Source organism: Streptomyces sp. ID05-26A, from assembly GCF_033794685.1.
Classification (GTDB): domain Bacteria; phylum Actinomycetota; class Actinomycetes; order Mycobacteriales; family Pseudonocardiaceae; genus Lentzea.
Genome location: NZ_JARAYZ010000001.1, coordinates 2,617,819 through 2,639,241, shown reverse-complemented (window position 1 = coordinate 2,639,241; position 21,423 = coordinate 2,617,819). Strand labels below are relative to the sequence as shown.

The following is a 21,423-nucleotide window of genomic DNA, read 5'->3' as shown; positions in this document are numbered from 1 at the left end:
GAGCGGGAGAGCCACCAGGTGACGCACCATGAGCACGTGGACAAGGGGAACTCGGTTCGATTGCTCGTCGTAGATGACGAGCCGCACATCGCTGACCTGGTCGCGACGGTCGCCCGGTACGAGGGCTGGCAGGCCGCGACGGCGCTCAACGGCGAAGAGGCGTTGAGAGAGGCAGCCGAGTTCCAGCCGGACATCGTCGTGCTCGACCTCATGCTGCCTGACCTGGACGGATTCACCGTTCTAGATCGAATGCGAGCAGCCGGCGCGATGGTCCCGGTGGTCTTCCTGACGGCCCGTGACGGCACCGCGGACCGTGTGGCGGGACTCACCCGAGGCGGCGACGACTACCTCGTAAAACCTTTTTCGGTCGAGGAGCTGATGGCCCGGCTCAGGGCCGTGCTGCGCCGTTCGACGGGTCCGTCGTGGAAGCGTTCGGTGCTGAAGGTGTCCGATCTGGTGATGGACGAGGACACGCGCGAGGTCCGTCGCGGCGGCAAGCTCGTGACGCTCACGCCGACCGAGTACGAGCTGCTGAGGTACCTGATGCGGCGCTCGCCGGCCGTGCTGACGAAGGCCCAGATCCTCGACCACGTGTGGGAGTACGACTTCGGCGGCCGTTCGAACGTGGTCGAGCTCGTCATCTCCCACCTGCGCCGCAAGCTCGACGACGGCCGCGAGCCGTTGATCCACACCGTGCGCGGTGTGGGGTACGTGCTCCGCCGAGCAGCTGAATGAGCCCCGCGGTGAAGTTCCGGTTGAAGCCCGTCCGCGACTGGCGGCTCGGCACCCGCCTCGCCCTGGGCCTGGGCGCGCTCGCGCTGACGGTGTTCGTGATCGTCGGCTGGGTCATGGTCACGTCGATGAAGGACTTCCTCGACCGCCGCCTCGACGACCAGATGGTGATCAGCCAGCAGGGCTCGGTCAAGGAGCTGGAGTACTACGGCAAGATCACCAAGATCCCGCCGGACTGGTTCGCGGTCGTCTACAAGATCGACAACGGTGAGCTGCGACCACAGCCCGGCGACCAGCAGCCCGACGACCGCGAGGAGTTCGACGCCCTCGCGAAGAAGGCGCTGACCGCCGACGAGTTCCAGACCGAGTACCTGCGCGACGAGGGCAAGTTCCGGTTGCGCGCCTGCCAGGTGATCAAGGGCGAGTACATCGTGGTCAGCGCGGCCCCGATGCAGGACCGCGACGGCACGATCTCCCAGCTGGTCACCGTCGGTGTGATCGCGTTCCTGGCCGCGCTGGTGGCGTTGGTCGTGGGCGGTCAGGCGTTGATCCGCAAGGGCATGCAGCCGTTGTCGGACATGGCCGACACCGCGCACGACATCTCGTCGCACGACCTCACGGACTCGGGCGACCTCACCGTGCGCGTGGACGGACGCGGTGGCGGTGTCGAGGTCGAGGAACTACGTGAAGCGTTCAACAAGATGCTCGCGCACATCGACTCTTCTTTGGCCGCCCGCACGGCCGCAGAGCAACGCCTGCGCAGGTTCATCGCCGACGCCTCGCACGAGCTACGCACGCCCCTCACGTCGTTGCGCGGCTACGCGGACCTCTTCCGGTACGCGGCGGCCAACGAACCGGGCGAGCGCGAGAAGCACCTGGAGAAGCTGCGGTCGGAGGCCTCGCGCATGAGCGTGCTGCTCGACGACCTGTTGTTGCTGGCACGCCTGGACTCCGCGGCGACCGAACCGCCGTTGCGCCCGGAGGAGCTGGACCTCTCGGTGATCGCGGAGGCGGCGGTGGACGCGTTCCGCGCGGGCAGGCCGTCACACGAACTGTCCCTGGACGCCGACACCGTGAGCATGACCGCCGACCCGACGCGGCTGCGGCAGGTGTTCGACAACCTGCTGACCAACGCGGCCGTGCACACGCCTGCCGGCACGTCGGTGACGGTGAAGGTGACGGCCGAGAACGGCTGGGCGGTGATCAGGGTGAGCGACACCGGCCCCGGCATCCCGGCCGCGGACCAGGCGCGGATCTTCGACAGGTTCTACCGCGTGGACGACTCGCGGACCCGCCAGCGCGGCGGCAGCGGCCTGGGGCTCGCCGTGGTCCAGTCGCTGGTGGAGGCGCACGGCGGCACGATCGAGCTGGCCAGCCGGCCGGGGTCGACGGTGTTCACGATCCGTCTCCCCCGGCGGCTCTAGCCAGCCCCGGCGTGGGACCGGCGGCTCTCACGAACCGCCCTCCTCACGTCGGCGCGGGCTCACTCGGCCTGCGAGCTCGTCGCCCACAGGTCGATGCCCGACTCGACGGCGTACTTGTCGATCTCGGCGAGTTCGTCGTCGGTCAGCGGCGGCGCCTGCAGGGCCGCGAGGTTCTGCTCCAGCTGCCCGACCGACGACGCGCCGATCAACGCCGACGTGACGCGCGGGTCGCGGATCGTCCACGTGAGCGCGAGCTGGGCCAGCGACTGCCCACGCGACTTCGCGACCTCGTTCAGCGACCGGATGCGGCCGAGGTTCTGCTCGGTCAGCAGGTCCGTCGACAACGACTTGCCCTGCGACGCGCGCGACCCCTCGGGAACACCGTCGAGGTAGCGGTCGGTCAGCATGCCCTGCGCGAGCGGCGAGAACGCGATGCAGCCGGCGCCGACCTCTTCCAGCGTGTCGAGCAGCTCCGGCTCGATCCAGCGGTTGAGCATCGAGTACGACGGCTGGTGGATCAGCAACGGCACGCCCGCGCTCTTCAGCAGTTGGGCGGCCTCGCGGGTCTTCGCGGGCGAGTACGACGAGATGCCGACGTAGAGCGCCTTGCCCTGCTGGACCGCGGACACGAGCGCGCCCATCGTCTCCTCGAGCGGCGTCTCCGGGTCGAACCGGTGCGAGTAGAAGATGTCGACGTAGTCGAGCCCCATCCGGGTCAGCGACTGGTCGAGGGAACTGAGCAGGTACTTGCGGCTGCCCCACTCGCCGTACGGCCCGTCCCACATGTCGTAGCCGGCCTTGGTCGAAATCACGAGCTCGTCGCGGTACGGCCTGAGATCATCCTTGAGGATCTGCCCGAACGTGATCTCGGCAGACCCGTAGGGAGGTCCGTAGTTGTTGGCGAGGTCGAAGTGCGTGACACCGAGGTCGAACGCCCTCCGCGCGATCCCGCGGCCCAGTTCGTAGGGCCGGTCACCGCCGAAGTTGTGCCACAGGCCGAGCGAGATGGCGGGCAGCTTGAGGCCGCTGCGTCCCGTCCGCCGGTAAGTCATCTGGTCGTAGCGCGCGCTATCCGCGAGGTAGGACATGGGTCCAACAATGTCACGTCCTAACGAGACAGAGCAGGACGAGAAACACACCTTCATGCGTGCGGAGGACGTGCGCGCGATGGTGCTCGACGCCCGTGACTCGCCCACCGGCGTGACGATCTACCGAACGTGGATCGACGGCCGCCTCGACCTCGACTTCCTGACGATGAACGGCCCGCTCACCCTGGTCGGCTGCCACCTCCCCGAAGAGCTGACCCTGCAGCACGCGCAGATCGGCACGATCGACCTCAGCAGCACGAACGTGTGGGACGTGCGCGCGGAAGGCCTGCGCACCAGGAACTTCGAGATGACCGATGCCCGCTGCTCCGACAAGTTCGACCTCGACCACGCCCAGATCGATGGCACCCTCTCGCTGCACAGGACCAGCATCGGCTCGTTCACCGCGTACGGCCTGAAGGTCGGCGGTTCCTTCATGGCCACCGGTGCCCACTGCCGGCCGGGCTGGCGTGGCGGGCAGGCGATGTTCCTGGACAACGTCGACGTCGGCGGGGACCTGGTCCTCGACGACGCGTGCGTCACCGGCGTCGCCGGTCCCGCGATCACGGCGAACGGCGCGAAGGTCGGCGGCGTCCTCTCCGCCGAGAACGCGATCATCCGCGGTGACGGGGACGCGTTCTTCCTCCTGGAAGCCGACATCGGCGCGCTGGACCTGCGCGGCACCGTCCTGCGGGGCGCCCTGTGCACCGACGGCACGCGGATCCGTTCCGAAGCGAAGCTCGGCGGGATCGACGCCGTGGCGCAGGAGGCCGGCAGCACCATCCGCATGGTCGACACGAAGATCGGCGCGGGACTCCTCCTCACCGGACTCGTGCGCAACCGTGCGGGCCAGGCCCTGACGCTGCACGCGACGACGGTCGGGGCGAGTCTCACGATCCGCAAGGCCGAGATCGACGCGAACGGCGACGAGGCCGCGTTGGAGATCAGCAACTGCGACATCGGCAGCGAACTCACGATCCGCCCGGAGAAGCTCCGCAACCGCGGCGACGGCCTGGAGCTCGACCTGTTCCGCACGACGGCTGGACGAGCGCTCGGGCTGGAACCGGAGAACCTGACCGAGGTCTCGGCCACCCTGGACGGACTGTCCTATCCGGACGCTCCGGAGGACGTCGAGGCGTGGCTCACGATGCTGCGCGACCGCACCCCCGGCTACGAGGCCCAGCCCTATCAACAGCTCGCCGCCGTCCACCGCGCCGCCGGCCACGAACACACCGCCCGCCGCATCCTGATCGCCCAGCAACGCGACATCGGACACCGAGGCGACCCCGGCAACAAGCTGTGGCACTGGTTCCTGGGCGTCACTCTCGGCTACGGCTACAGACCGTCGCGGGCGGTGATTGGTTTACTGGCGACGTTCCTGCTAGCGCTCTGTCTCGTGTGGACAACGAACGCCTATAACGGCCTGACACCGGCCAAAGACCGCCCCGCGGACGCGTGTTCACCTGTGAACAGGATCAGTCTTGCGGCGGATCTCGCGATCCCGCTGGTGAAGCTCGGTGGCACACCGAGATGCGAACTGGCGAACGGTCCAGCCGGACAGTGGGCGACCGGAGCAGGCTGGGTGGTGCAGATCCTCGGTTGGTCGTTCGCCACGCTGAGCGTCGCGGGCTTTACCGGGCTCGTTCGCAAAAGCTGACGGACCGCATGACTGAAATGAGAAGAGGGTCCGCCCACCTGGGCGAACCCTCTTCTCCGAAAGAGCCGGCGAGGGGAATCGAACCCCTAACCTTTCGCTTACAAGGCGAGTGCTCTGCCAATTGAGCTACGCCGGCCGGCGCGTGTTCGCGAACATCGTAAGCGCCCGTTGCGGGTGCTACCTGCGGCGAACGGTCTGCTCTCAGTGTGATCGGATTGCTCCAACAGGAGTCAGACCAACCAACCGAGTGGATCAATGCGTCGGAGTGACCGCCTTGACCAGGTCAGGAGGGTAACCAACGGACAGTGATCATGTCCTCCTTTTCGGGTCGCCCGATCGGAGGTGGCAGACGACACAGCAACAGTCGAAGTCCCTGCCACGATCACACGACGGAGGTGCACGAGATTTCCACGAACAGCCTGCACGGCCCTGCCCTGCCCGATGACACCACGGTTCACCTGGTACTCGATCTCGCCCTGAAGATCGGTGAGGTCCAGATGTCCAGCGGAGCCGGCGCGGCCGATGTGACAGCCACGATTCTCTCGGTCACCGAGAGCTATGGACTTCCGCACACGGAAGTCGACGTGATCTACACCTCTATCAGCGTGTCGTGTCATCGCGGCACAGAGGCGTTGCCGATCACGTCCATCCGCGTCGTTCGCCAGCGCAGTCTCGACTACACGCGGCTCGCGGACGTCGAGCACCTGGTGCGCAATCTGGGACCGATCGAAGAAGCGCACGCACGGCTCGAAGACATCACGAACGCCGCGCACCCGTACCCGCGTTGGATCGCCACCGTCGCATGGGGTGGCATGGCTGCCGCGGTCGCGTTCCTCGTCGGCGGCGGGCTGGTGCTCGCGCTCACCGCCGCGGTCATCACCGCCGTGGTCGACCGGGTCGGCCGGGTCCTCAACCGGCGCAACCTGCCGTTCTTCTTCCAGCAACTCGTCGGCGGAGCGCTCGGCACGGGCGCGGCGCTCGCGATCTTCTCGACCGGCCTGCTGCCGGTGCGGCCGAGTCTGCTCGTGGCCGTCGGGATCGTCGTGCTGCTGTCCGGGCTCGCACTGGTCAGCACCGTGCAGGACGCGATCTCCGGCTACAACGTCACCGCCGCCGGCCGCACCGTCGAGACCGTGCTGCTCAGCGCCGGTCTGATCGCGGGTGTCGCGCTGGCGATCCGCGCGGCCGTCCACTTCGGACTGGACATCCGGCTCAGCGACCCGTTGCCCGCGTTGATCTCCGCGGTGCCGATGCAGTTCGCGGCCGGCGCGGCGACGAGTGCGTTCTTCGCGCTCGCCTGTTACGCCCGGCCCCGCGCGCTCGTCGCCGCCGCCCTCTCCGGCGCGATCGGCACGTCCGCGTACGGCCTCATGACGAGCCTCGGCCTCGACGCGCTGCTGAGCTCCGCCGTGGCCGCCGCGATCACCGGGTTCGGCGGCGCCACGATGACCCGCCGGCTGCGCATCCCGACGCTCGTCGTCGTGCAGGCCGGCGTCGTCCCGCTGCTGCCCGGCTGGACCACCTACCGAGGCCTGTTCCAGCTCACCGCCGAGGGCGATCCGGCCGGTTTGAGCACGCTCGTGTTCGCGAGTGGCATTGCTCTCGCACTGGCCGGAGGTGTCGTGTTCGGCGAGTACCTGGCCCAGCCGGTGCGCACCGGACTGGGGCGTCTGGAGCGCAAGTTCGCAGGTCCGCGCATGTCCGGACCGCTCAAACCCTCGAAGCGTCGTTTGGAGTGAAACTCGCTGTGACGGGGGTTACACGACACGCCGACCGGACGCGCAGCGGCTAGCGTCTTTTTCGTGAGCATGGACATAGGCGAGAACGGGGCAGAGTTCGTAGTCGTGGCCAACCGGTTGCCGGTTGACCTGGAGCGCCTCCCTGACGGGACGGAGCGCTGGAAGCACAGCCCGGGAGGGCTGGTGAGCGCGCTCGAGCCGTTCCTCCGCTCACACAGCGGCGCCTGGGTCGGCTGGCCGGGCGTCTCGGACACCGAGGTGGCGCCGTTCGAGGACGACGGCCTGCTGCTGCACCCCGTCGAGCTCTCGGCCAAGGAGGTCGAGGACTACTACGAGGGCTTCTCCAACGGCACGCTCTGGCCGCTCTACCACGACGTCGTGGCGCAGCCGGCCTTCCACCGGCACTGGTGGAACACGTACGTGAAGGTCAACCAGCGGTTCGCCGACGCGACCGCGAAGGTGGCCGCCCAGGGCGCGACGGTGTGGGTGCAGGACTACCAGCTGCAGCTCGTCCCGGCGATGCTGCGCGAGCAGCGGCCCGACCTCAAGATCGGCTTCTTCCTGCACATCCCGTTCCCGCCGGTCGAGCTGTTCATGCAGCTCCCGTGGCGCACGGAGATCATCCGCGGCCTGCTCGGCGCCGACCTGGTGGGCTTCCACCGGCCCGGCGGCGCGCAGAACTTCCTCTGGCTGGCCCGCCGCCTCGTCGGCCTGGAGCCCAGCCGCGGCACCGTCGGCGTCCGGACCCGGCCGGGTGTCGTGCAGGTCGGTGACCGCACCGTGCGCGTCGGCGCGTTCCCGATCTCGATCGACAGCGCGGGCCTCGACGCGGTGGCCCGGCGCAAGGAGACGCAGGCCCGCGCGAAGCAGATTCGAGCGGACCTCGGCAACCCCAAGCGCATCCTGCTGGGTGTGGACCGCCTCGACTACACGAAGGGCATCGACGTCCGGATCCGCGCTCTGTACGAGCTGATCGCGGACGGACGCGTGGACCCCGAGGACGTCGCGATGGTCCAGCTCGCCACGCCCAGCCGTGAGCGCGTCGACCACTACGTGACGATGCGCAAGGACATCGAGCAGTCCGTCGGCCGGATCAACGGCGAGTTCGGCCGCGTCGGCAAGCCCGTCGTGCACTACCTGCACCAGTCGGTGAACCGCGAGGAGCTCGTCGCGTTCATGAGCGCGGCGGACGTCATGGTCGTCACGCCCGTTCGGGACGGAATGAACCTCGTGTGCAAGGAGTACGTGGCCTGCCGATATGATCTTGGTGGAGCTCTGGTGCTCAGTGAGTTCGCCGGCGCTGCCGCAGAACTGACCAGTGCGTTCCTGGTGAACCCCCATGACCTGGACGGTGTCAAGAACGCTCTGCAGGCCGCCCTCGACATCGATCCCGCCGAGGGGCGCCGTAGGATGCGCGCGCTGCGCCGCCAAGTCCTCACCCACGACGTTGACCGCTGGGCGAGGTCGTTCCTGGAGGCGTTGGGCACGCAGACCTCGGTCTGAATCCTTTCAGATCGTTTTGAACCCGACCCATCGAGTGCTCCAGGAGGGGCGTTGACCGCCGAGGCCCTCCCCGCCGAACTGCGCCGAGCGATCGTTCAGCTCGCGCGGACCCCGCGACTACTTGTAGCCAGCGACTACGACGGAACACTCGCGCCGATCGTGAGCGACCCGGAGGCGGCCCGCCCGCTCCCGGAGTCGGTGAACGCGCTGCGTTCGCTGGCATCGCTGCACGAGACGACGTCGGCTGTGATCTCCGGCCGTGCGCTGCGCGACCTGGCCACCCTTTCCCGCCTGCCGGGCGAGGTCCACCTGGTGGGCTCGCACGGTTCCGAGTTCGACGTCGGTTTCGTGCACGCGCTCGACGGCGACGCCAAGGCGTTGCTGCGGCGCATCGAGGCCGACCTCGAAGAGATCGTCGACGGCCAGGAGGGCGTGCACCTCGAGGTCAAGCCCGCTTCGATCGCCGTGCACGTCCGTCGTGCGGCGACCGAGGCCATCGGCGCCGCGGTGCTCGACGCCGTCCGCTCCGGTCCGTGCACCTGGGAAGGTGTGCAGGTCACCGAGGGCAAGGCCGTCATCGAACTGGCCGTCGTCGAGACCAACAAGGGCCACGCCCTCGACATCCTGCGTCACCAGGTCGGCGCCACCGCGGCGATCTTCCTGGGCGACGACGTGACGGACGAGAAGGCGTTCGAGCGCCTGCACGGGCCCGACCTGGGCATCCGCGTGGGTCCCGGCGAGTCGCTGGCCCAGCACTACGTGTCCGACCCCGCCGACGTGGCGACGGTGCTGGCGTTCCTGCTGGAGGAACGTCGCGCGTGGCTGCACGGCGATCAGGCGGTGCCGATCGAGCGTCTGACGATGCTCGCGAACGAGCGTTCGGTTGCTCTCGTGACGCCGGACGCCAAGGTCAACTGGCTGTGCCATCCCGAGCCGGACTCCGCGGCGATCTTCGCGGACCTGCTCGGTGGCCCGGCCGCAGGCCACTTCTCGATCAAGCCGGAGCACGGTTCGCTGCCGTTGGGCCAGCGGTACCTGCCGGGCACGATGATCGTGGAGACCCGCTGGTCGAGGCTCCTGGTGACGGACTACCTGGAGCACGATCTCGCCTCGCACCGCACCGACCTCGTGCGGCGCATCTCCGGCTCGACCAACGCGGTGATCACGTTCGCGCCGCGCCCCGAGTTCGGGCAGGTGCCGGTGCGGCTGCTGCGCGAGCGCGACGGCCTGCGCATCGTCGGCACCTCGGACCCGATGGTGCTGCGTTCGCCCGGCGTCGACTGGGAGATCACCTCCGACGGCGTGCAGGAGACCGCACGCGCCGTGGTGCGTCCACGCGAGGGTGCGCCGGTGTTGCTGGAGCTGCGGTGCGGCACCGACGACATCACCGAGCACGCTCAGGCCGAGTCGGTCCGCCGTGACCGCGCCGCGGGCTACTGGTCGGACTGGGCCGCGGGCCTGCACCTGCCGAAGGTGCAGACCGACCTGGTGCTGCGCTCGGCGCTGACCCTGCGCGGCCTGGTCCACAAGGACTCCGGGTCGATCATGGCGGCCGCGACGACGTCGCTGCCCGAGGAGCTCGGTGGTGTCCGGAACTGGGACTACCGCTACTGCTGGCTGCGCGACGGCGCGATGACCGCCGCCGCCCTGGTGTCGGTGGGCTCGTTCGCGGAGGCCGACGGCTTCCTGGCGTGGCTGCACGGCGTCCTGGAGACCATCCCGGGCCCCGAGCGGCTGCACCCGCTGTACACGCTGCACGGCACCCAGCTGGGCGCCGAGGCCGTCATCGAGTCGCTGCCCGGCTACGCCGGCTCCCGCCCGGTCCGCGTGGGCAACCTCGCGAACCAGCAGGTGCAGCTCGACGTGTTCGGCCCGGTCGTCGACCTGGTCGTCCAGCTCGCGACCGCACGCGGGTCGCTCTCGGACGCCGACTGGACGATGGTCCAGGCGATGGCCGAGGCCGTCTCCCGGCGCTGGCACGAACCCGACCACGGCATCTGGGAGGAACGGCACGCGCCGCGCCACCACGTGTACTCCAAGGTCATGTGCTGGCTGACCATCGACCGCGCCATCAAGCTCGGCGAGCAGTTCGGCCGCGAGCTGGACCCGTCGTGGGTTCCGCTGCGCGACACGATCGCCACCGACGTTTTGAAGAACGGCTGGAACGACGAGGTCCAGTCCTTCACCACGGCCTACGACGGCGACGACCTCGACGCCGCCTCGCTGTTCGTGGGCCTGTCGGGGTTGATCGACCCAGCCGACGAGCGCTTCCAGTCGACGGTGACCGCGATCGAGGCGGAGCTGCGGTCCGGTTCCACCGTGTACCGCTACCACCGCGACGACGGCCTGCCCGGCGACGAGGGCGGCTTCCACCTCTGCGCCGCCTGGATGATCGAGTCGTACTTGCTCACCGGCCGCCGCACCGAGGCCGAGGAGCTGTTCGGCCAGATCGTCGCGGCAGCAGGCCCCACCGGCCTGCTGCCCGAGGAGTACGACCCGGTCGCGGAACGCTCGCTGGGCAACCACCCGCAGGCGTACTCGCACCTGGGCCTGATCCGCTGCGCCCAGCTGCTCTCGCAGTGATCTCGTAGTTCTGCTGCCGCCGCGGTCCTGTTCAGGGCCGCGGCGGTATCTTTTCGATGATCTTCGCCGTCCCCGGCGAGCTGCCGAGCAACGTGATCGTGTCGCCCCGGATCAGGTGCGCCCACGCCGGCGGCACGAACGGCCTCAGCCGGGCCGTCGCCCGTTCGCCGGGCCCCAGCACCGGCTTGGACTCGATCCACAGCGCGGCCACCCGCTGGTGCCTGCCCGTGACGTCCCACGTCGGGCGTTCTCCCCTGGCCCGCAACGGTTCCGCGGCGACGGCCATGGTCAGCTCCACCCGCAGCACCCCTTGGATCGACTCCACGCACCGCCACTGGAACCAGGCGTCGTCCTGGTCCATCTGCGTGGCCGCCTCGGCCAGCAGGGCCCAGTAGCGCGGTGTCTGCCAGGTGTTGCCGTCGAACTCCCCCAGCAGCTGGAGCACGAGCTCCCACTCTTCGAGGTCCAGGTAGTCGAGCAGGTCCGTGCTCCGCACCTCGGAGGGCACCAAGGACGCGGCGAACCGCAACAACTCACCGATCTCGCTGTCGTGTCTCCCCAACACCCGCTAATTCGATCACAGTCGCCACGCCCGCCATGGGCTGGTGTTCGTGAAACGCGATCACGGCGCCCTCGGTGAGGTGCTGCCACGGGTCCGCGGGCCTGAGCCGGACGACCGCCGTCCGGCCTGGTTCCAGGACCAGCATCGACTCGATCCGCATCGTCGCGGGCCGGAGCACTCCGTCCCCGAGGTCCCAGCGCGTTCCCTGCCTCTCCCCGGCGGGGATCGGGGTGGCGTCCGTCGCCAGTTCGAGTTCGGCGCGGAGGAGCCCGTGCCGCGTTTCCTCCTTGCGCCAGGTGATCCAGTCCGTGCCCAGGCGCATCTGCCGCGCGGACTCGGCCAGCAGGTCCCAGAACTCGTCGGTCTGCCACGCGACGCCGTCGAAGTCCTCCAGGATGCCGTGCGCCACCTCTGGCTCGTTGTGGTCGAGGTAGTCCAGCACGTCCGCGGAGGTGCACCCCGCGTCGCTGCGTGCGTCGTCGGGGATCAACGACACCGCACGGCGCAAGGGGTCAGTCATCCTCGGGCTCGGCCTCCTTGCCGTCACCGCCCTTGCCGCTGCGCCGACGGTTCAGTCCCAGCACTTCCAGCGCCGACACCAGGTCGTGCGCCACCAGCGCCCGCACGCCCTCGGGCAGCGGCCCGTGGTCCGGCGGCACCAAGGCCTTCTTGAACCCCAGCCGCGCGGCCTCACTGAGGCGTTTGCCCACGCCGTTGACGCGCCGGATCTCTCCGGCCAGGCCGACCTCGCCCAGCACCACCAGGTCGGCGGGCAGGGCGATCTCGCGTTCGGCCGAGGCCACCGCGAGCACCACCGCGAGGTCCGCAGCCGGCTCCACCAGACGCATGCCGCCGACCGTGGCGGTGAAGACGTCCTTCTGGAACAGGTTGACCTTGCCGCGCTTCTCCAGCACGGCCAAGGCCATCGAGATCCGCGCCGAGTCGAGGCCGCTCACCGCGCGCCGGGGTGCGGGCAGATTTGTCTTGGCCACCAACGCCTGCACCTCGCCGAGCATCGGGCGCTTGCCCTCGACGATCACCGTGACGCAGGTGCCCTCGACTGCTTTCTCGCGGCGCGTGAGGAAGAGGCCGGACGGGTCCGGCACGCACGCGATGCCGTCGTCGCGCAGCTCGAAGCAGCCCACCTCGTCCGCCGCGCCGTAGCGGTTCTTGATGCCCCGCAGCAGCCGCAGGCTGGAGTGGCGGTCGCCCTCGAACTGCAGCACCACGTCGACCAGGTGCTCCAGAACCCTGGGCCCCGCAACGGATCCGTCCTTCGTGACGTGTCCCACGAGGACCACCGGGAGACCGCGTTCCTTGGCCATCGCGATCAGTCCTGATGCGACGGTCCGCACCTGCGTGACGCCGCCGGGCACACCCTCGACGCTCACCGTCGACATGGTCTGGATGGAGTCGACGATCAACATCGACGGCTTCACCTGGTCGACCTGCCCGAGCAACGCGCTGAGCTCGCTCTCGGCCGCCAGGTACATCTCGGGGTGGAGGTTCCCGGTGCGCTCGGCGCGCAGCCGCACCTGGCCCGCGGACTCCTCACCCGTCACGTAGAGGCAGCGGCCGTGCGCCTCCGCCCACCGGTGCGCCGTCTCCAGCAGCAGCGTGGACTTGCCGACGCCGGGCTCACCGGCGAGCAGCACGACGGCACCCGGCACCAGGCCGCCGCCCAGCACCCGGTCGAACTCGCTGACGCCCGTCGTGAGCGCCCGCGCCGACTCGATGTCGACCTCGCCGATCGGCCTGGCCCTGGAGGTCGGCGCGCCCGCCACGACACGGGTCACCGAGGCGGTGCCTCGTTCCTCGATGCTGCCCCAGGCCTGGCACTCGGGGCAGCGGCCGAACCACTTCGCCACCTCGTGCCCGCACTCGGCACAACGGAAGATCGGCCGCGCTGTCTTCGCCACGACCAGAACGGTAGAGGACAGGTCTGACACTTCCGATCGCCGCAGGTCACAGCCACGCGCAGAAATCTCGAAGATTTTCTGACGCCCGATGTCGATCCGGCGTGGGGCCCGTTCGACGCATCAGTGGAAGGACACGACACACCTGGAGGACACAGTGAGCACCGCAACCGCTTCCGCGACGCAGACCCGCAAGTTCGCCATCGGCCGCTACGCCACCGTCGTCACCCGCGTGCTGACCGGCCTGCTGTTCGCCACGACCGGCCTGAACGGCTTCCTGATGTTCATGCCCGCCCCGGACCCCAGCACCATGGCGCCCGACGGCGTGGCGTTCAACGCGGCCCTCTACGCGACCGGCTACATGGTGCAGCTCACGTCCGGCGTCCAGCTGCTCGCCGGCGTCCTGCTGGTGATCGGCCGGTTCGTGCCGCTGGCACTGGCCCTGCTCGCCCCGGTCATCGTGAACATCTTCCTGTTCCACGTCTTCCTGGAGCCGAGCGGCATGGTCATGGCGCTGCTCGTGGTCGCCGCCGAGATCGGCCTCGCGTGGGCCTACCGCGACAAGTTCCGCCCGATGCTGCAGGCCTCCTGACCCAGCAACGCCAAACGCCGCCCCCTGGATACCCAGGGAGCGGCGTTTCGCGTATCAGGGCACTTAGTGCGAGTTCGCGACTTCCCGGCGAACTCGCCGCTGCTGCGCAGCAGCGGCAGAAAACTCAGTGACCGCCGGACTCGTGGTTCTCGCTCGTGCGCTTGTGGTCGGACGGCGCCATGGGCACCTCCAGCGTCACGGAGCCTGCCTTCTCGAACAGGAAGGTGATCTTGACGGTCTGGGCCGCCACCACCTCGCGGTTCAGCTTCTTGAGCGTGCAGCGGATCTGCAGCACCTCGAGGTCGGGGTCCACCGTGGCCGGAGCCGAGGAGGACGGGCGACCGGTCGTCGACGGGGCGCCGGACGACGACGCGTTCGACGACGGCGTGCCCGCGTTCGAGGACGGGTTGCCCGACGTCGAGGACGGCGTGCCCGCGCTGGACGACGGCGTGCCCGCGTTCGACGAGGGGGCGCCCGAGGTCGGCGCGACCGACGAGGACGAGGCGGCGGAGGACGACGGCGAAGAGGACTTCACCGGCGCCTTCGAGGCGTCGTACTCGGCCCGCAGCGCGTACTGCGCCGGGATCTCCTTCGAACCGACGACCTCGGCCTCTGCCTCGGACGCGTCCGACTTGATCGACAGCAGCTTGTCCGGGGTGGACCCCGTGTTCGCGATGACGAAGGTCAGCGGCACATCGGCGCCGTCCTTGTACCGGTTGCCGTCCGGCGGGAAGGCGAGCATGGCATTGCGCACCGCGATCGGGCCAGCGTTGCCGCTCGCACCGTCCACGGCGGCGACCTGGGTGTCGGTCTGGGTGACCTGACCGGCGCTGCAGCCGACCGCCACCAGGCCGAGGCCCGCGGCCAGCGCTGCCGTCACGATCATCCGGCGAGACACTCCTGAGTTCACGGCTCCAGCGTCCTTCCTAGGGAACAACCACCAGGCAAGGAGCCTAACCGGGACCCGAATCGAGGGCGCGACTGGCTGCCAGTCGATCTTCGATGAGACGTACCTTGCACGCGAACAGGTGGTTTGTCAACCCCCCGCATGGCCCTGACCAGCACTAACGGATCATCGAGCGACAATCGAAGGGTTGCCGGACGTGTTAGGATGGGGGCATCGAAAGGGGCAGAGGACACATGGTTTTCAAGGTCGGAGAGACCGTCGTCTACCCGCACCACGGTGCCGCTCTCATCGAAGCAATCGAGACCCGCGTGATCAAGGGCGAGGAAAAGAAGTACCTCGTTCTGAAGGTAGCGCAGGGCGACCTCACCGTACGGGTTCCCGCTGACAACGCCGAAATCGTAGGCGTGCGTGACGTTGTCGGCCAGGAAGGGCTCGACAAGGTTTTCGAGGTCTTGCGTGCTCCCCACACCGAGGAGCCGACCAACTGGTCTCGGCGGTACAAGGCCAACCTTGAGAAGCTCGCCTCCGGCGACGTGAACAAGGTTGCGGAAGTGGTGCGCGACCTCTGGCGGCGCGAAAAGGATCGCGGACTTTCCGCGGGCGAGAAGCGGATGCTGGCGAAGGCGCGGCAGATACTGGTCAGCGAGCTGGCGCTGGCCGAGGGCACCGACGAGGACAAGGCCGAGGTTCTCCTCGACGAAGTTCTCGCCACTGCTTCGTAGTTTTTCTGCAAACAACAACTGAGCATCGGATGTAAGTCGCGAACATGAGTGTTGTCGCGCTCGTGCCCGCGGCAGGGCGGGGTGAGCGTCTGGGCTACGGGATGCCCAAGGCGCTCGTGCCGGTCAACGGTGTACCGCTGTTGACTCGTGCCGTGCGAGGCCTGTTCGAGTCAGGTCACGTCCAGCACGTCGTCATCGCCGCTCCTCCGTCCGATGTGGACCAAGTGCACACCGCAACCGCCTCGCTGGCTCCGGCCGGCGGGGCGGTGCACGTGCTTTCAGGGGGTTCGCAGCGCACCGACTCGGTGCGGCTCGCCCTCGAACACGCGCTCCGCGTGATTCCGGACACCTCGATCGTGCTGGTCCACGACGCCGCTCGTGCCTTCACCCCTCCCGAGGTCATCGCCGGTGTCGTCGCCGCCGTGCGCGACGGGTTCGACGCCGTCATCCCGGTGCTCCCGGTCGCCGACACGATCAAGCAGGTGGACGAGGCCGGAGTGGTCGTCTCCACACCTGATCGAGCCGGTCTGCGGGTCGTGCAGACCCCGCAGGGTTTCCGCGTCGAGACTCTCAAAGCCGCCTACAGCTCCGGTATCGCCGCGACTGACGACGCCGGTCTCGTGGAGAAGAACGGTGTCGCGGTGCACACGGTCCCCGGACACCCCCACGCCATGAAGATCACCACCCCGTTCGACCTCGCGGTCGCGGCGGCACTGTTCAGCGGAGGCCAGTAGTGAGGATCGGCCAGGGCGTCGACGTCCACCCGATCGAGGCAGGACGTGAGTGCTGGGTCGCCGGGCTGCTGTGGGAGGGCGTGGACGGGTGCGCCGGTCACTCCGACGGCGACGTGGCCTCGCACGCCCTGTGCGACGCGCTCCTCTCGGCAGCGGGCCTGGGTGACCTGGGCGCCGTCTTCGGCACGTCCGACCCGCGCTGGTCCGGTGCGCACGGCGTGGTCCTGCTCACGGAGGTGCGCCGCCTCGTCGAGGAGGCCGGCTTCCGTGTGGGAAACGCCACAGTGCAGGTCATCGGCAACCAGCCGCGCGTCGGCAAGCGTCGCGAAGAGGCCCAGAAGACCCTCTCGGAGGCCGTCGGAGGCCCCGTCTCGGTCGCCGGCACCACCACGGACGGCCTCGGTCTCACAGGGCGGAACGAGGGCATCGCGGCGATCGCGACGGCCCTGCTGTTCCCCGTAGCCTGACCTCATGGCCACGCTTTCAGATGCACAGCGCGAACTCCTGGACAGCCCCAACTACGGCACGGTCGCGACGCTGACCAAGGACGGCAGCCCGCAGACCTCCGTGGTCTGGGTCAAGCGCGACGGGGACGACGTGCTGTTCTCCACGGTCGTCGGCCGCGCGAAGGAACGCCACCTGCAGAACGACTCGCGGGTGAGCATCACCGTCATCAACAAGGACAACCCGTACCAGTACAGCGAGTTCCGCGGTGACGCGTCGCTGACGACCGAGGGCGGCGCCGAGCTCATCAACGAGCTCTCGCACAAGTACCTCGGCAAGGACTACCCGGGCGACGCCGGCACGGACAACGTCCGCGTCATCGTCCGCGTCAAGGTCGCCAAGACCACCGGCAACGCCTAACTCGACTGCCTCTGCGCAGGCACCTTCAGCACGGCCGTGCCGCCGTCGAGGTCCACCCGGCTCCGCGGCGGCGCGTGATCACCCTCGTCGTCGCGCAGATGCCGTTCCTCCTTGCGGAACTCCAGTTCGTCGCGCTTGCCCGCCTCGAACGTGGCTCCCAGTTCGCCGATCCCCGCGGTCGACATCGGCATGCCCTTCTTCCTGCCGCGGACGAACCTCTCGAACACGGCGAGGAAGAACAGGGCCGCCACCAACGCGGGTAACGACATCGCGAACAGGAACCCCAGGCTCATACCTTCCCAACTCCCCGCACAGCGGTGTGGTTCCCGCCACTACGATCGCCTGGTGCCCAAGTACGACGTGTGCCTCTCCTTCGCCGGCGAAGACCGCCCCTACGTCGACGAGGTGGCCCGCCACCTCACCGAACTGGGTGTGACCCGTTTCTACGACACCGACGAGCAAGCCGATCTCTGGGGCAAGAACCTCGTCGAGCACCTCGACCAGATCTACCGCCACGACTCGCGCTTCTGCGTGATGTTCGTGTCGGAGCACTACGCCAGGAAGATGTGGACCAAGCACGAGCGGCAGGCCGCGTTCGACCGCGCGCTGGTCTCCGACACCGAGTACGTGCTGCCCGTCCGCTTCGACGACACCGAGATCCCCGCGCTGCGGGCCGGCACCGGTTACCTGGACATCCGCCACAGCACTCCGCGCGAGCTGGCGGAGATGATCGCCAGGAAGGTCGGCACCGCGGTCCCCGGACCCAAGGCGGGCTGGGAGTACCAGCTGTTCGCCGCCACCGTGGGGCTGCACATGCGCAACCTCAAGGACAAGCGGACCCGCCACGAGATGGGCGGCGCCAAGCCGACGCGCATGATCACCGAGGACGTCGACGCGCTCGACACGTTCATGGCACGCAGCCGGGCGTTCGACAAGATCATCAACGGCGTCTCGGACCTGCTCTCCCCCGGCAGGCTGCAGAGCGCGTTCGGTCCGGCCGGGCGTCCCGGCGACAGCGACAAGATCAAGTACCTGGCCAACAGCTTCGTGGAGGCTTACGAGAGCCTGCTCGACTGGTCCGCCGAACTGCGCGGCACCACGACGCCGGACCGGTTCACCGCGCTCTACTCCACCGCGGCCCACCTCTCCGACCAGCCGCTGAAGCAGATCGAGCAGTTCGTCGAGGAGTTCCAGGCGGCCACCGACCGCGGTGCGGGCGACCTGCAGCTGACCCTCTCCTACGACGCGTCCGCCGTCGAAGCCGAACTCAAAAAGGTCCAGACCACCTAGCCGTTCGGCACGTAGAGTCGGGGGCGTGACGATCCGCGCCGCGCTCTTCGACTTCTCCGGCACGCTGTTCCGGCTCGAGCACCCCGAGCTCGCGTCCAACGGTGACCTGATGCGTGCACTCACGGCCCCCGTCGGCATCTCCGACGGCATGGACCCCGAACTCGCCGACGCCTGGGTGCGCCGCGACCTCGACCCCGACGTGCACCGCTGGGTGCACGTCCGCGTCCTCCAGGACTCGCTCGTGCCCGACGCCGAGGCCCTCTACGACCAGCTGATCCACGCCGAGTCGTGGGTGCCCTACCCGGACACCAAGGCGACACTCGAACACCTGAAAGACGTGCCCGTCGCGGTCGTCAGCAACATCGGCTGGGACATCCGCACGGTGTTCGAACTGCACGGCCTGACGCACCTCGTGGACGAGTTCGTGCTGTCCTACGAGGAAGGCGTCATCAAGCCGGACCCGAAGATCTTCACCACCGCGTGCGAACGGCTGGGCGTCGATCCCCGTGATGCCGTAATGGTCGGCGACAGCGAGGAGGCGGACGGCGGCGCGGAGGCCATCGGTTGCTCCTTCCGGCTCGTCAACCCCGTTCCGACGAGTGACCGCCCGGACGCTCTTTTGGATGTGGCCCGTACCATTCCCGTGTGAGCCTCCACATCTACGACACCGCGAGCCGGTCCATGCGGGAGTTCCACCCGCAGGTCAACGGAACGGCGTCGATCTACGTGTGTGGGGCGACGGTGCAGGGTGTGCCGCACATCGGGCACGTCCGCAGCGGCCTGAACTTCGACGTCCTCCGTCGCTGGCTCGCCCGCGACGGGGCGGACGTCACGCTGGTCCGCAACGTCACCGACATCGACGACAAGATCCTCGCCAAGGCCGCCGACCACGGCAAGACCTGGTGGGAGTGGGCGTACAAGCACGAGCGCTCGTTCGAGGACGCCTACGACGCGCTGGGCTGCCTGCCGCCGTCGTACGCGCCGCGTGCCACCGGCCACGTCACGCAGATGGTCGAGCTGATGCAGCGGCTGATCGACAAGGGTCACGCCTACGACGTCGACGGTGACGTCTACTTCGACGTGCGCTCGTTCCCCGAGTACGGCGCGTTGTCCGGGCAGAAGCTCGACGGCGTGGAGCAGGGTGAGACGGCGGTGCGCGGCAAGCGCGACCCGCGTGACTTCACGCTGTGGAAGGCCGCGAAGCCCGGCGAGCCGTCCTGGCCGACGCCGTGGGGCGACGGCAGGCCCGGCTGGCACCTCGAGTGCTCGGCGATGGCCACGACGTACCTCGGCAGCACGTTCGACATCCACGGCGGCGGGCTCGACCTGATCTTCCCGCACCACGAGAACGAGCAGGCCCAGTCCCGCGCGGCCGGCGACGGCTTCGCGAACTACTGGATGCACAACTACTGGGTGACGCTGTCCGGCGAGAAGATGGCCAAGTCGCTCGGCAACACCGTGTCCATCCCGGCGATGCTGGAGCTGGTCCGCGCCCAGGAGCTGCGGTACTACCTGGTGGCGCCGCACTACCGTTCGCACATCGAGTACTCCGAAGAGGCGTTGCAGGAGGCGGTGACGTCCTACGGGCGCATCGAGTCGTTCCTGCGCCGGGTCGCCGAACGCACTGGTCAGGTCCAGCTGCGCGGCGACATGTGCCCCGACTTCGTGGTCGCGATGGACAACGATCTGAACACGCCCCAAGCCGTGGCGGCACTGCACAACAAGGTGCGCCAGGGCAACACGGCGCTGGCCGACGGTGATCACGACAAGGCCCGTGAAGCGGCCGAGTGCGTGCGCCGGATGGCCGACATCCTCGGCGTCGACCCGTTGTCGCCGAAGTGGAACGACCAGTCGTCTGCCGACCTCGGCATGCGACAGGCGTTGACCACGCTGGTGGACCGACTTCTCGTCGAACGCCAGGAAGCCCGCAAGAGCAGGGACTTCGCACGCTCTGACGCGTTGCGCGACCAGCTGCACGACGCGGGCATCGCCGTCGAGGACACCCCCGACGGTCCGCAGTGGACTTTGAAGGACGACTGACTTCCGTGGCTGGCAATTCCAAGCGCAAGGGCGCGATGCGCAATCCGGGCTCGAAGAAGGGCGCGGTCGCCGGTTCCGGCGGGCAGAAGTCCAAGGGCCTGCAGGGCAAGGGTCCGACGCCGAAGGCGACCGACCGCCCCAACCACCCGGCGTACCGCAACGCCAAGATGGCGGCGAAGTCCAGTGCCGCCAGGACGCAGCGCAGGCAGACGAAGGAGAAGGCCTCCGCGGAGACCGTGGCAGGCCGCAACCCCGTCGTCGAGTGCCTGCGCGCGGGCACGCCCGCGACGGCGCTCTACGTGGCGCTGGGCATCGACACGGACGACCGCGTGCAGGAGGCCGTGCAGCTGGCCGCCGAGCGGGGAATCTCCGTGCTGGAGGTGTCCCGCGGTGAGCTCGACCGGATCACCGCCGGCGCGATGCACCAGGGCCTCGGCCTCCAGGTGCCGCCGTTCGAGTACGCGACCCCGGACGAGCTGCTGGAACTCGCCCAGCGCTCCACCCGGCCGCCGCTGCTGGTGGCGCTGGACGGCGTGACGGACCCGCGCAACCTGGGTGCCGTCATCCGGTCCGCCGCCGCGTTCGGCGCGCAGGGCGTCGTGGTGCCGCAGCGGCGCAGCGCGTCGATGACGGCCGTGGCCTGGCGCACCAGCGCGGGCACGGCGGCCAAGCTGCCGATCGCGATGGCCACGAACCTCACCCGCACGCTGCGCGACTGGGCGGAGGCGGGCCTGATGATCGTGGGCCTCGACGCGGACGGTGACGTCGACGTGGACGGCCTCGAGCTCGCGACGGGCCCGCTCGTCGTCGTGGTCGGTTCGGAGGGCCGCGGTCTCGGCCGTCTCGTCAAGGAGACGTGCGACCAGACCGTGTCGATCCCGATGGCCCCCGGCGTCGAGTCGCTCAACGCGTCCGTCGCGGCCGGTGTCGTGCTGGCGGAGGTCGCCCGTCGCCGCCGCATCGATGCCAAGGGCTGACCCTACTTTTGGCCCTTGTCTGACGGTTGCCTGACGTTATTGATCAGTTTGCGACGCCATGCGCGTCCATAACCGACGTTAGTGATCGTTTTCCTC

At 68.8% G+C, this 21,423-nt stretch carries 21 protein-coding genes and 1 tRNA gene; 15 read left to right on the top strand and 7 right to left on the bottom strand.

The features are described 5' to 3' along the window. The first annotated feature begins 18 nt into the window (after positions 1-18). Both PV646_RS13075 and PV646_RS13070 read left to right on the top strand, forming a co-directional pair. Positions 19-735: a response regulator transcription factor gene (locus tag PV646_RS13075; protein ID WP_090070088.1), complete on the top strand. Its 717-nt coding sequence runs from the start codon at positions 19-21 to the stop codon at positions 733-735. Next, positions 732-2,156, top strand: a complete 1,425-nt coding sequence (locus PV646_RS13070; RefSeq protein WP_500341672.1) for a sensor histidine kinase — start codon at positions 732-734, stop codon at positions 2,154-2,156. The genes PV646_RS13075 and PV646_RS13070 overlap by 4 nt, the downstream gene beginning before the upstream one ends. Before the next feature lie 59 nt (positions 2,157-2,215). Here PV646_RS13070 and mgrA read toward each other — a convergent pair whose 3' ends face one another. Continuing rightward, positions 2,216-3,244 (bottom strand): L-glyceraldehyde 3-phosphate reductase, encoded by a 1,029-nt coding sequence (mgrA, locus tag PV646_RS13065; protein ID WP_500341671.1) that lies wholly within the window; start codon positions 3,242-3,244, stop codon positions 2,216-2,218. A 55-nt stretch (positions 3,245-3,299) separates the two neighbouring features. Here mgrA and PV646_RS13060 point away from each other — a divergent pair, with 55 nt between their 5' ends. After that, positions 3,300-4,898 (top strand): hypothetical protein, encoded by a 1,599-nt coding sequence (locus PV646_RS13060; RefSeq protein ID WP_500341670.1) that lies wholly within the window; start codon positions 3,300-3,302, stop codon positions 4,896-4,898. Between the two features lie 63 nt (positions 4,899-4,961). Here the strand turns inward: PV646_RS13060 and PV646_RS13055 are convergent. Continuing rightward, positions 4,962-5,034: transfer RNA gene (locus tag PV646_RS13055), tRNA-Thr, on the bottom strand. Positions 5,035-5,293: 259 nt separating this feature from the next. Here PV646_RS13055 and PV646_RS13050 point away from each other — a divergent pair. From PV646_RS13050 to otsB, 3 genes are all read left to right on the top strand, one after another. Further along, positions 5,294-6,637 (top strand): threonine/serine exporter family protein, encoded by a 1,344-nt coding sequence (locus tag PV646_RS13050; protein ID WP_500341669.1) that lies wholly within the window; start codon positions 5,294-5,296, stop codon positions 6,635-6,637. 69 nt (positions 6,638-6,706) lie between these two features. After that, entirely contained in the window at positions 6,707-8,140 is a 1,434-nt protein-coding gene (locus tag PV646_RS13045) for an alpha,alpha-trehalose-phosphate synthase (UDP-forming) (protein ID WP_452254349.1), read from the top strand. A 51-nt stretch (positions 8,141-8,191) separates the two neighbouring features. Further along, positions 8,192-10,723, top strand: a complete 2,532-nt coding sequence (otsB, locus tag PV646_RS13040) for a trehalose-phosphatase (RefSeq protein ID WP_500341668.1) — start codon at positions 8,192-8,194, stop codon at positions 10,721-10,723. A gap of 31 nt (positions 10,724-10,754) precedes the next feature. Here the strand turns inward: otsB and PV646_RS13035 are convergent, their stop codons facing one another. Genes PV646_RS13035 through radA form a run of 3 tightly spaced genes read right to left on the bottom strand, consistent with a single transcriptional unit; the run spans position 10,755 to position 13,204 of the window. Beyond that, on the bottom strand, positions 10,755-11,288 hold the full coding sequence (locus PV646_RS13035; protein WP_500341667.1) for a hypothetical protein: 534 nt from the start codon (positions 11,286-11,288) through the stop codon (positions 10,755-10,757). After that, positions 11,257-11,805 carry a hypothetical protein gene (locus PV646_RS13030; RefSeq protein WP_500341666.1) on the bottom strand — a complete coding sequence of 183 codons (549 nt, stop codon included), beginning with the start codon at positions 11,803-11,805 and terminating at the stop codon, positions 11,257-11,259. Before PV646_RS13030 ends, PV646_RS13035 begins: the two co-directional genes overlap by 32 nt. Then, complete coding sequence (gene radA / locus PV646_RS13025) at positions 11,798-13,204, bottom strand: DNA repair protein RadA (RefSeq protein ID WP_500341665.1); 1,407 nt, start codon at positions 13,202-13,204, stop codon at positions 11,798-11,800. Before radA ends, PV646_RS13030 begins: the two co-directional genes overlap by 8 nt. 154 nt (positions 13,205-13,358) lie before the next feature. Between radA and PV646_RS13020 the strand changes: the two genes are divergently transcribed. Continuing rightward, positions 13,359-13,793: a hypothetical protein gene (locus tag PV646_RS13020; protein WP_500341664.1), complete on the top strand. Its 435-nt coding sequence runs from the start codon at positions 13,359-13,361 to the stop codon at positions 13,791-13,793. A gap of 124 nt (positions 13,794-13,917) precedes the next feature. Here the strand turns inward: PV646_RS13020 and PV646_RS13015 are convergent, their stop codons facing one another. Continuing rightward, complete coding sequence (locus PV646_RS13015) at positions 13,918-14,679, bottom strand: hypothetical protein (protein WP_500341663.1); 762 nt, start codon at positions 14,677-14,679, stop codon at positions 13,918-13,920. 254 nt (positions 14,680-14,933) lie between these two features. On the opposite strand from PV646_RS13015, the gene PV646_RS13010 reads away from it, so the two are divergent. Genes PV646_RS13010 through PV646_RS12995 form a run of 4 tightly spaced genes read left to right on the top strand, consistent with a single transcriptional unit; the run spans position 14,934 to position 17,020 of the window. Next, the gene (locus PV646_RS13010) at positions 14,934-15,422 is read left to right on the top strand and encodes a CarD family transcriptional regulator (protein WP_012782996.1); all 489 of its coding nucleotides are present in this window, start codon (positions 14,934-14,936) and stop codon (positions 15,420-15,422) included. A 44-nt stretch (positions 15,423-15,466) separates the two neighbouring features. Then, entirely contained in the window at positions 15,467-16,156 is a 690-nt protein-coding gene (gene ispD / locus PV646_RS13005; RefSeq protein WP_500341662.1) for a 2-C-methyl-D-erythritol 4-phosphate cytidylyltransferase, read from the top strand. Further along, positions 16,156-16,623, top strand: a complete 468-nt coding sequence (gene ispF, locus PV646_RS13000) for a 2-C-methyl-D-erythritol 2,4-cyclodiphosphate synthase (RefSeq protein WP_500341661.1) — start codon at positions 16,156-16,158, stop codon at positions 16,621-16,623. The genes ispD and ispF overlap by 1 nt, the downstream gene beginning before the upstream one ends. Before the next feature lie 4 nt (positions 16,624-16,627). After that, on the top strand, positions 16,628-17,020 hold the full coding sequence (locus PV646_RS12995; protein WP_500341660.1) for a PPOX class F420-dependent oxidoreductase: 393 nt from the start codon (positions 16,628-16,630) through the stop codon (positions 17,018-17,020). Here the strand turns inward: PV646_RS12995 and PV646_RS12990 are convergent. Continuing rightward, positions 17,017-17,313: a DUF6191 domain-containing protein gene (locus PV646_RS12990; RefSeq protein WP_500341659.1), complete on the bottom strand. Its 297-nt coding sequence runs from the start codon at positions 17,311-17,313 to the stop codon at positions 17,017-17,019. The genes PV646_RS12995 and PV646_RS12990 overlap by 4 nt on opposite strands. Positions 17,314-17,365: 52 nt before the next feature. Between PV646_RS12990 and PV646_RS12985 the strand changes: the two genes are divergently transcribed. Genes PV646_RS12985 through rlmB form a run of 4 tightly spaced genes read left to right on the top strand, consistent with a single transcriptional unit; the run spans position 17,366 to position 21,327 of the window. Continuing rightward, positions 17,366-18,310, top strand: coding sequence for a toll/interleukin-1 receptor domain-containing protein (locus PV646_RS12985; protein ID WP_500341658.1), 945 nt, complete (start codon positions 17,366-17,368; stop codon positions 18,308-18,310). A gap of 25 nt (positions 18,311-18,335) precedes the next feature. Beyond that, a complete protein-coding gene (locus tag PV646_RS12980) occupies positions 18,336-18,959 on the top strand; it encodes an HAD family hydrolase (RefSeq protein ID WP_500341657.1) in 624 nt (207 codons plus the stop codon). Then, entirely contained in the window at positions 18,956-20,350 is a 1,395-nt protein-coding gene (gene cysS / locus PV646_RS12975) for a cysteine--tRNA ligase (RefSeq protein ID WP_500341656.1), read from the top strand. The genes PV646_RS12980 and cysS overlap by 4 nt, the downstream gene beginning before the upstream one ends. Before the next feature lie 5 nt (positions 20,351-20,355). Beyond that, entirely contained in the window at positions 20,356-21,327 is a 972-nt protein-coding gene (gene rlmB / locus PV646_RS12970) for a 23S rRNA (guanosine(2251)-2'-O)-methyltransferase RlmB (RefSeq protein WP_500341655.1), read from the top strand. Positions 21,328-21,423: the final 96 nt, after the last annotated feature.

Excerpts from the sequence above, each read along its gene's own strand:
- PV646_RS13070 (WP_500341672.1), top strand. The coding sequence starts at position 732 with ATGAGCCCCGCGGTGAAGTTCCGGTTGAAGCCCGTCCGCGACTGGCGG.
- mgrA (WP_500341671.1), bottom strand. The coding sequence starts at position 3,244 with ATGTCCTACCTCGCGGATAGCGCGCGCTACGACCAGATGACTTACCGG.
- PV646_RS13060 (WP_500341670.1), top strand. The coding sequence starts at position 3,300 with ATGCGTGCGGAGGACGTGCGCGCGATGGTGCTCGACGCCCGTGACTCG.
- PV646_RS13045 (WP_452254349.1), top strand. The coding sequence starts at position 6,707 with ATGGACATAGGCGAGAACGGGGCAGAGTTCGTAGTCGTGGCCAACCGG.
- PV646_RS13030 (WP_500341666.1), bottom strand. The coding sequence starts at position 11,805 with ATGACTGACCCCTTGCGCCGTGCGGTGTCGTTGATCCCCGACGACGCA.
- PV646_RS13015 (WP_500341663.1), bottom strand. The coding sequence starts at position 14,679 with ATGATCGTGACGGCAGCGCTGGCCGCGGGCCTCGGCCTGGTGGCGGTC.
- PV646_RS13010 (WP_012782996.1), top strand. The coding sequence starts at position 14,934 with ATGGTTTTCAAGGTCGGAGAGACCGTCGTCTACCCGCACCACGGTGCC.
- ispD (WP_500341662.1), top strand. The coding sequence starts at position 15,467 with ATGAGTGTTGTCGCGCTCGTGCCCGCGGCAGGGCGGGGTGAGCGTCTG.
- PV646_RS12995 (WP_500341660.1), top strand. The coding sequence starts at position 16,628 with ATGGCCACGCTTTCAGATGCACAGCGCGAACTCCTGGACAGCCCCAAC.
- PV646_RS12990 (WP_500341659.1), bottom strand. The coding sequence starts at position 17,313 with ATGAGCCTGGGGTTCCTGTTCGCGATGTCGTTACCCGCGTTGGTGGCG.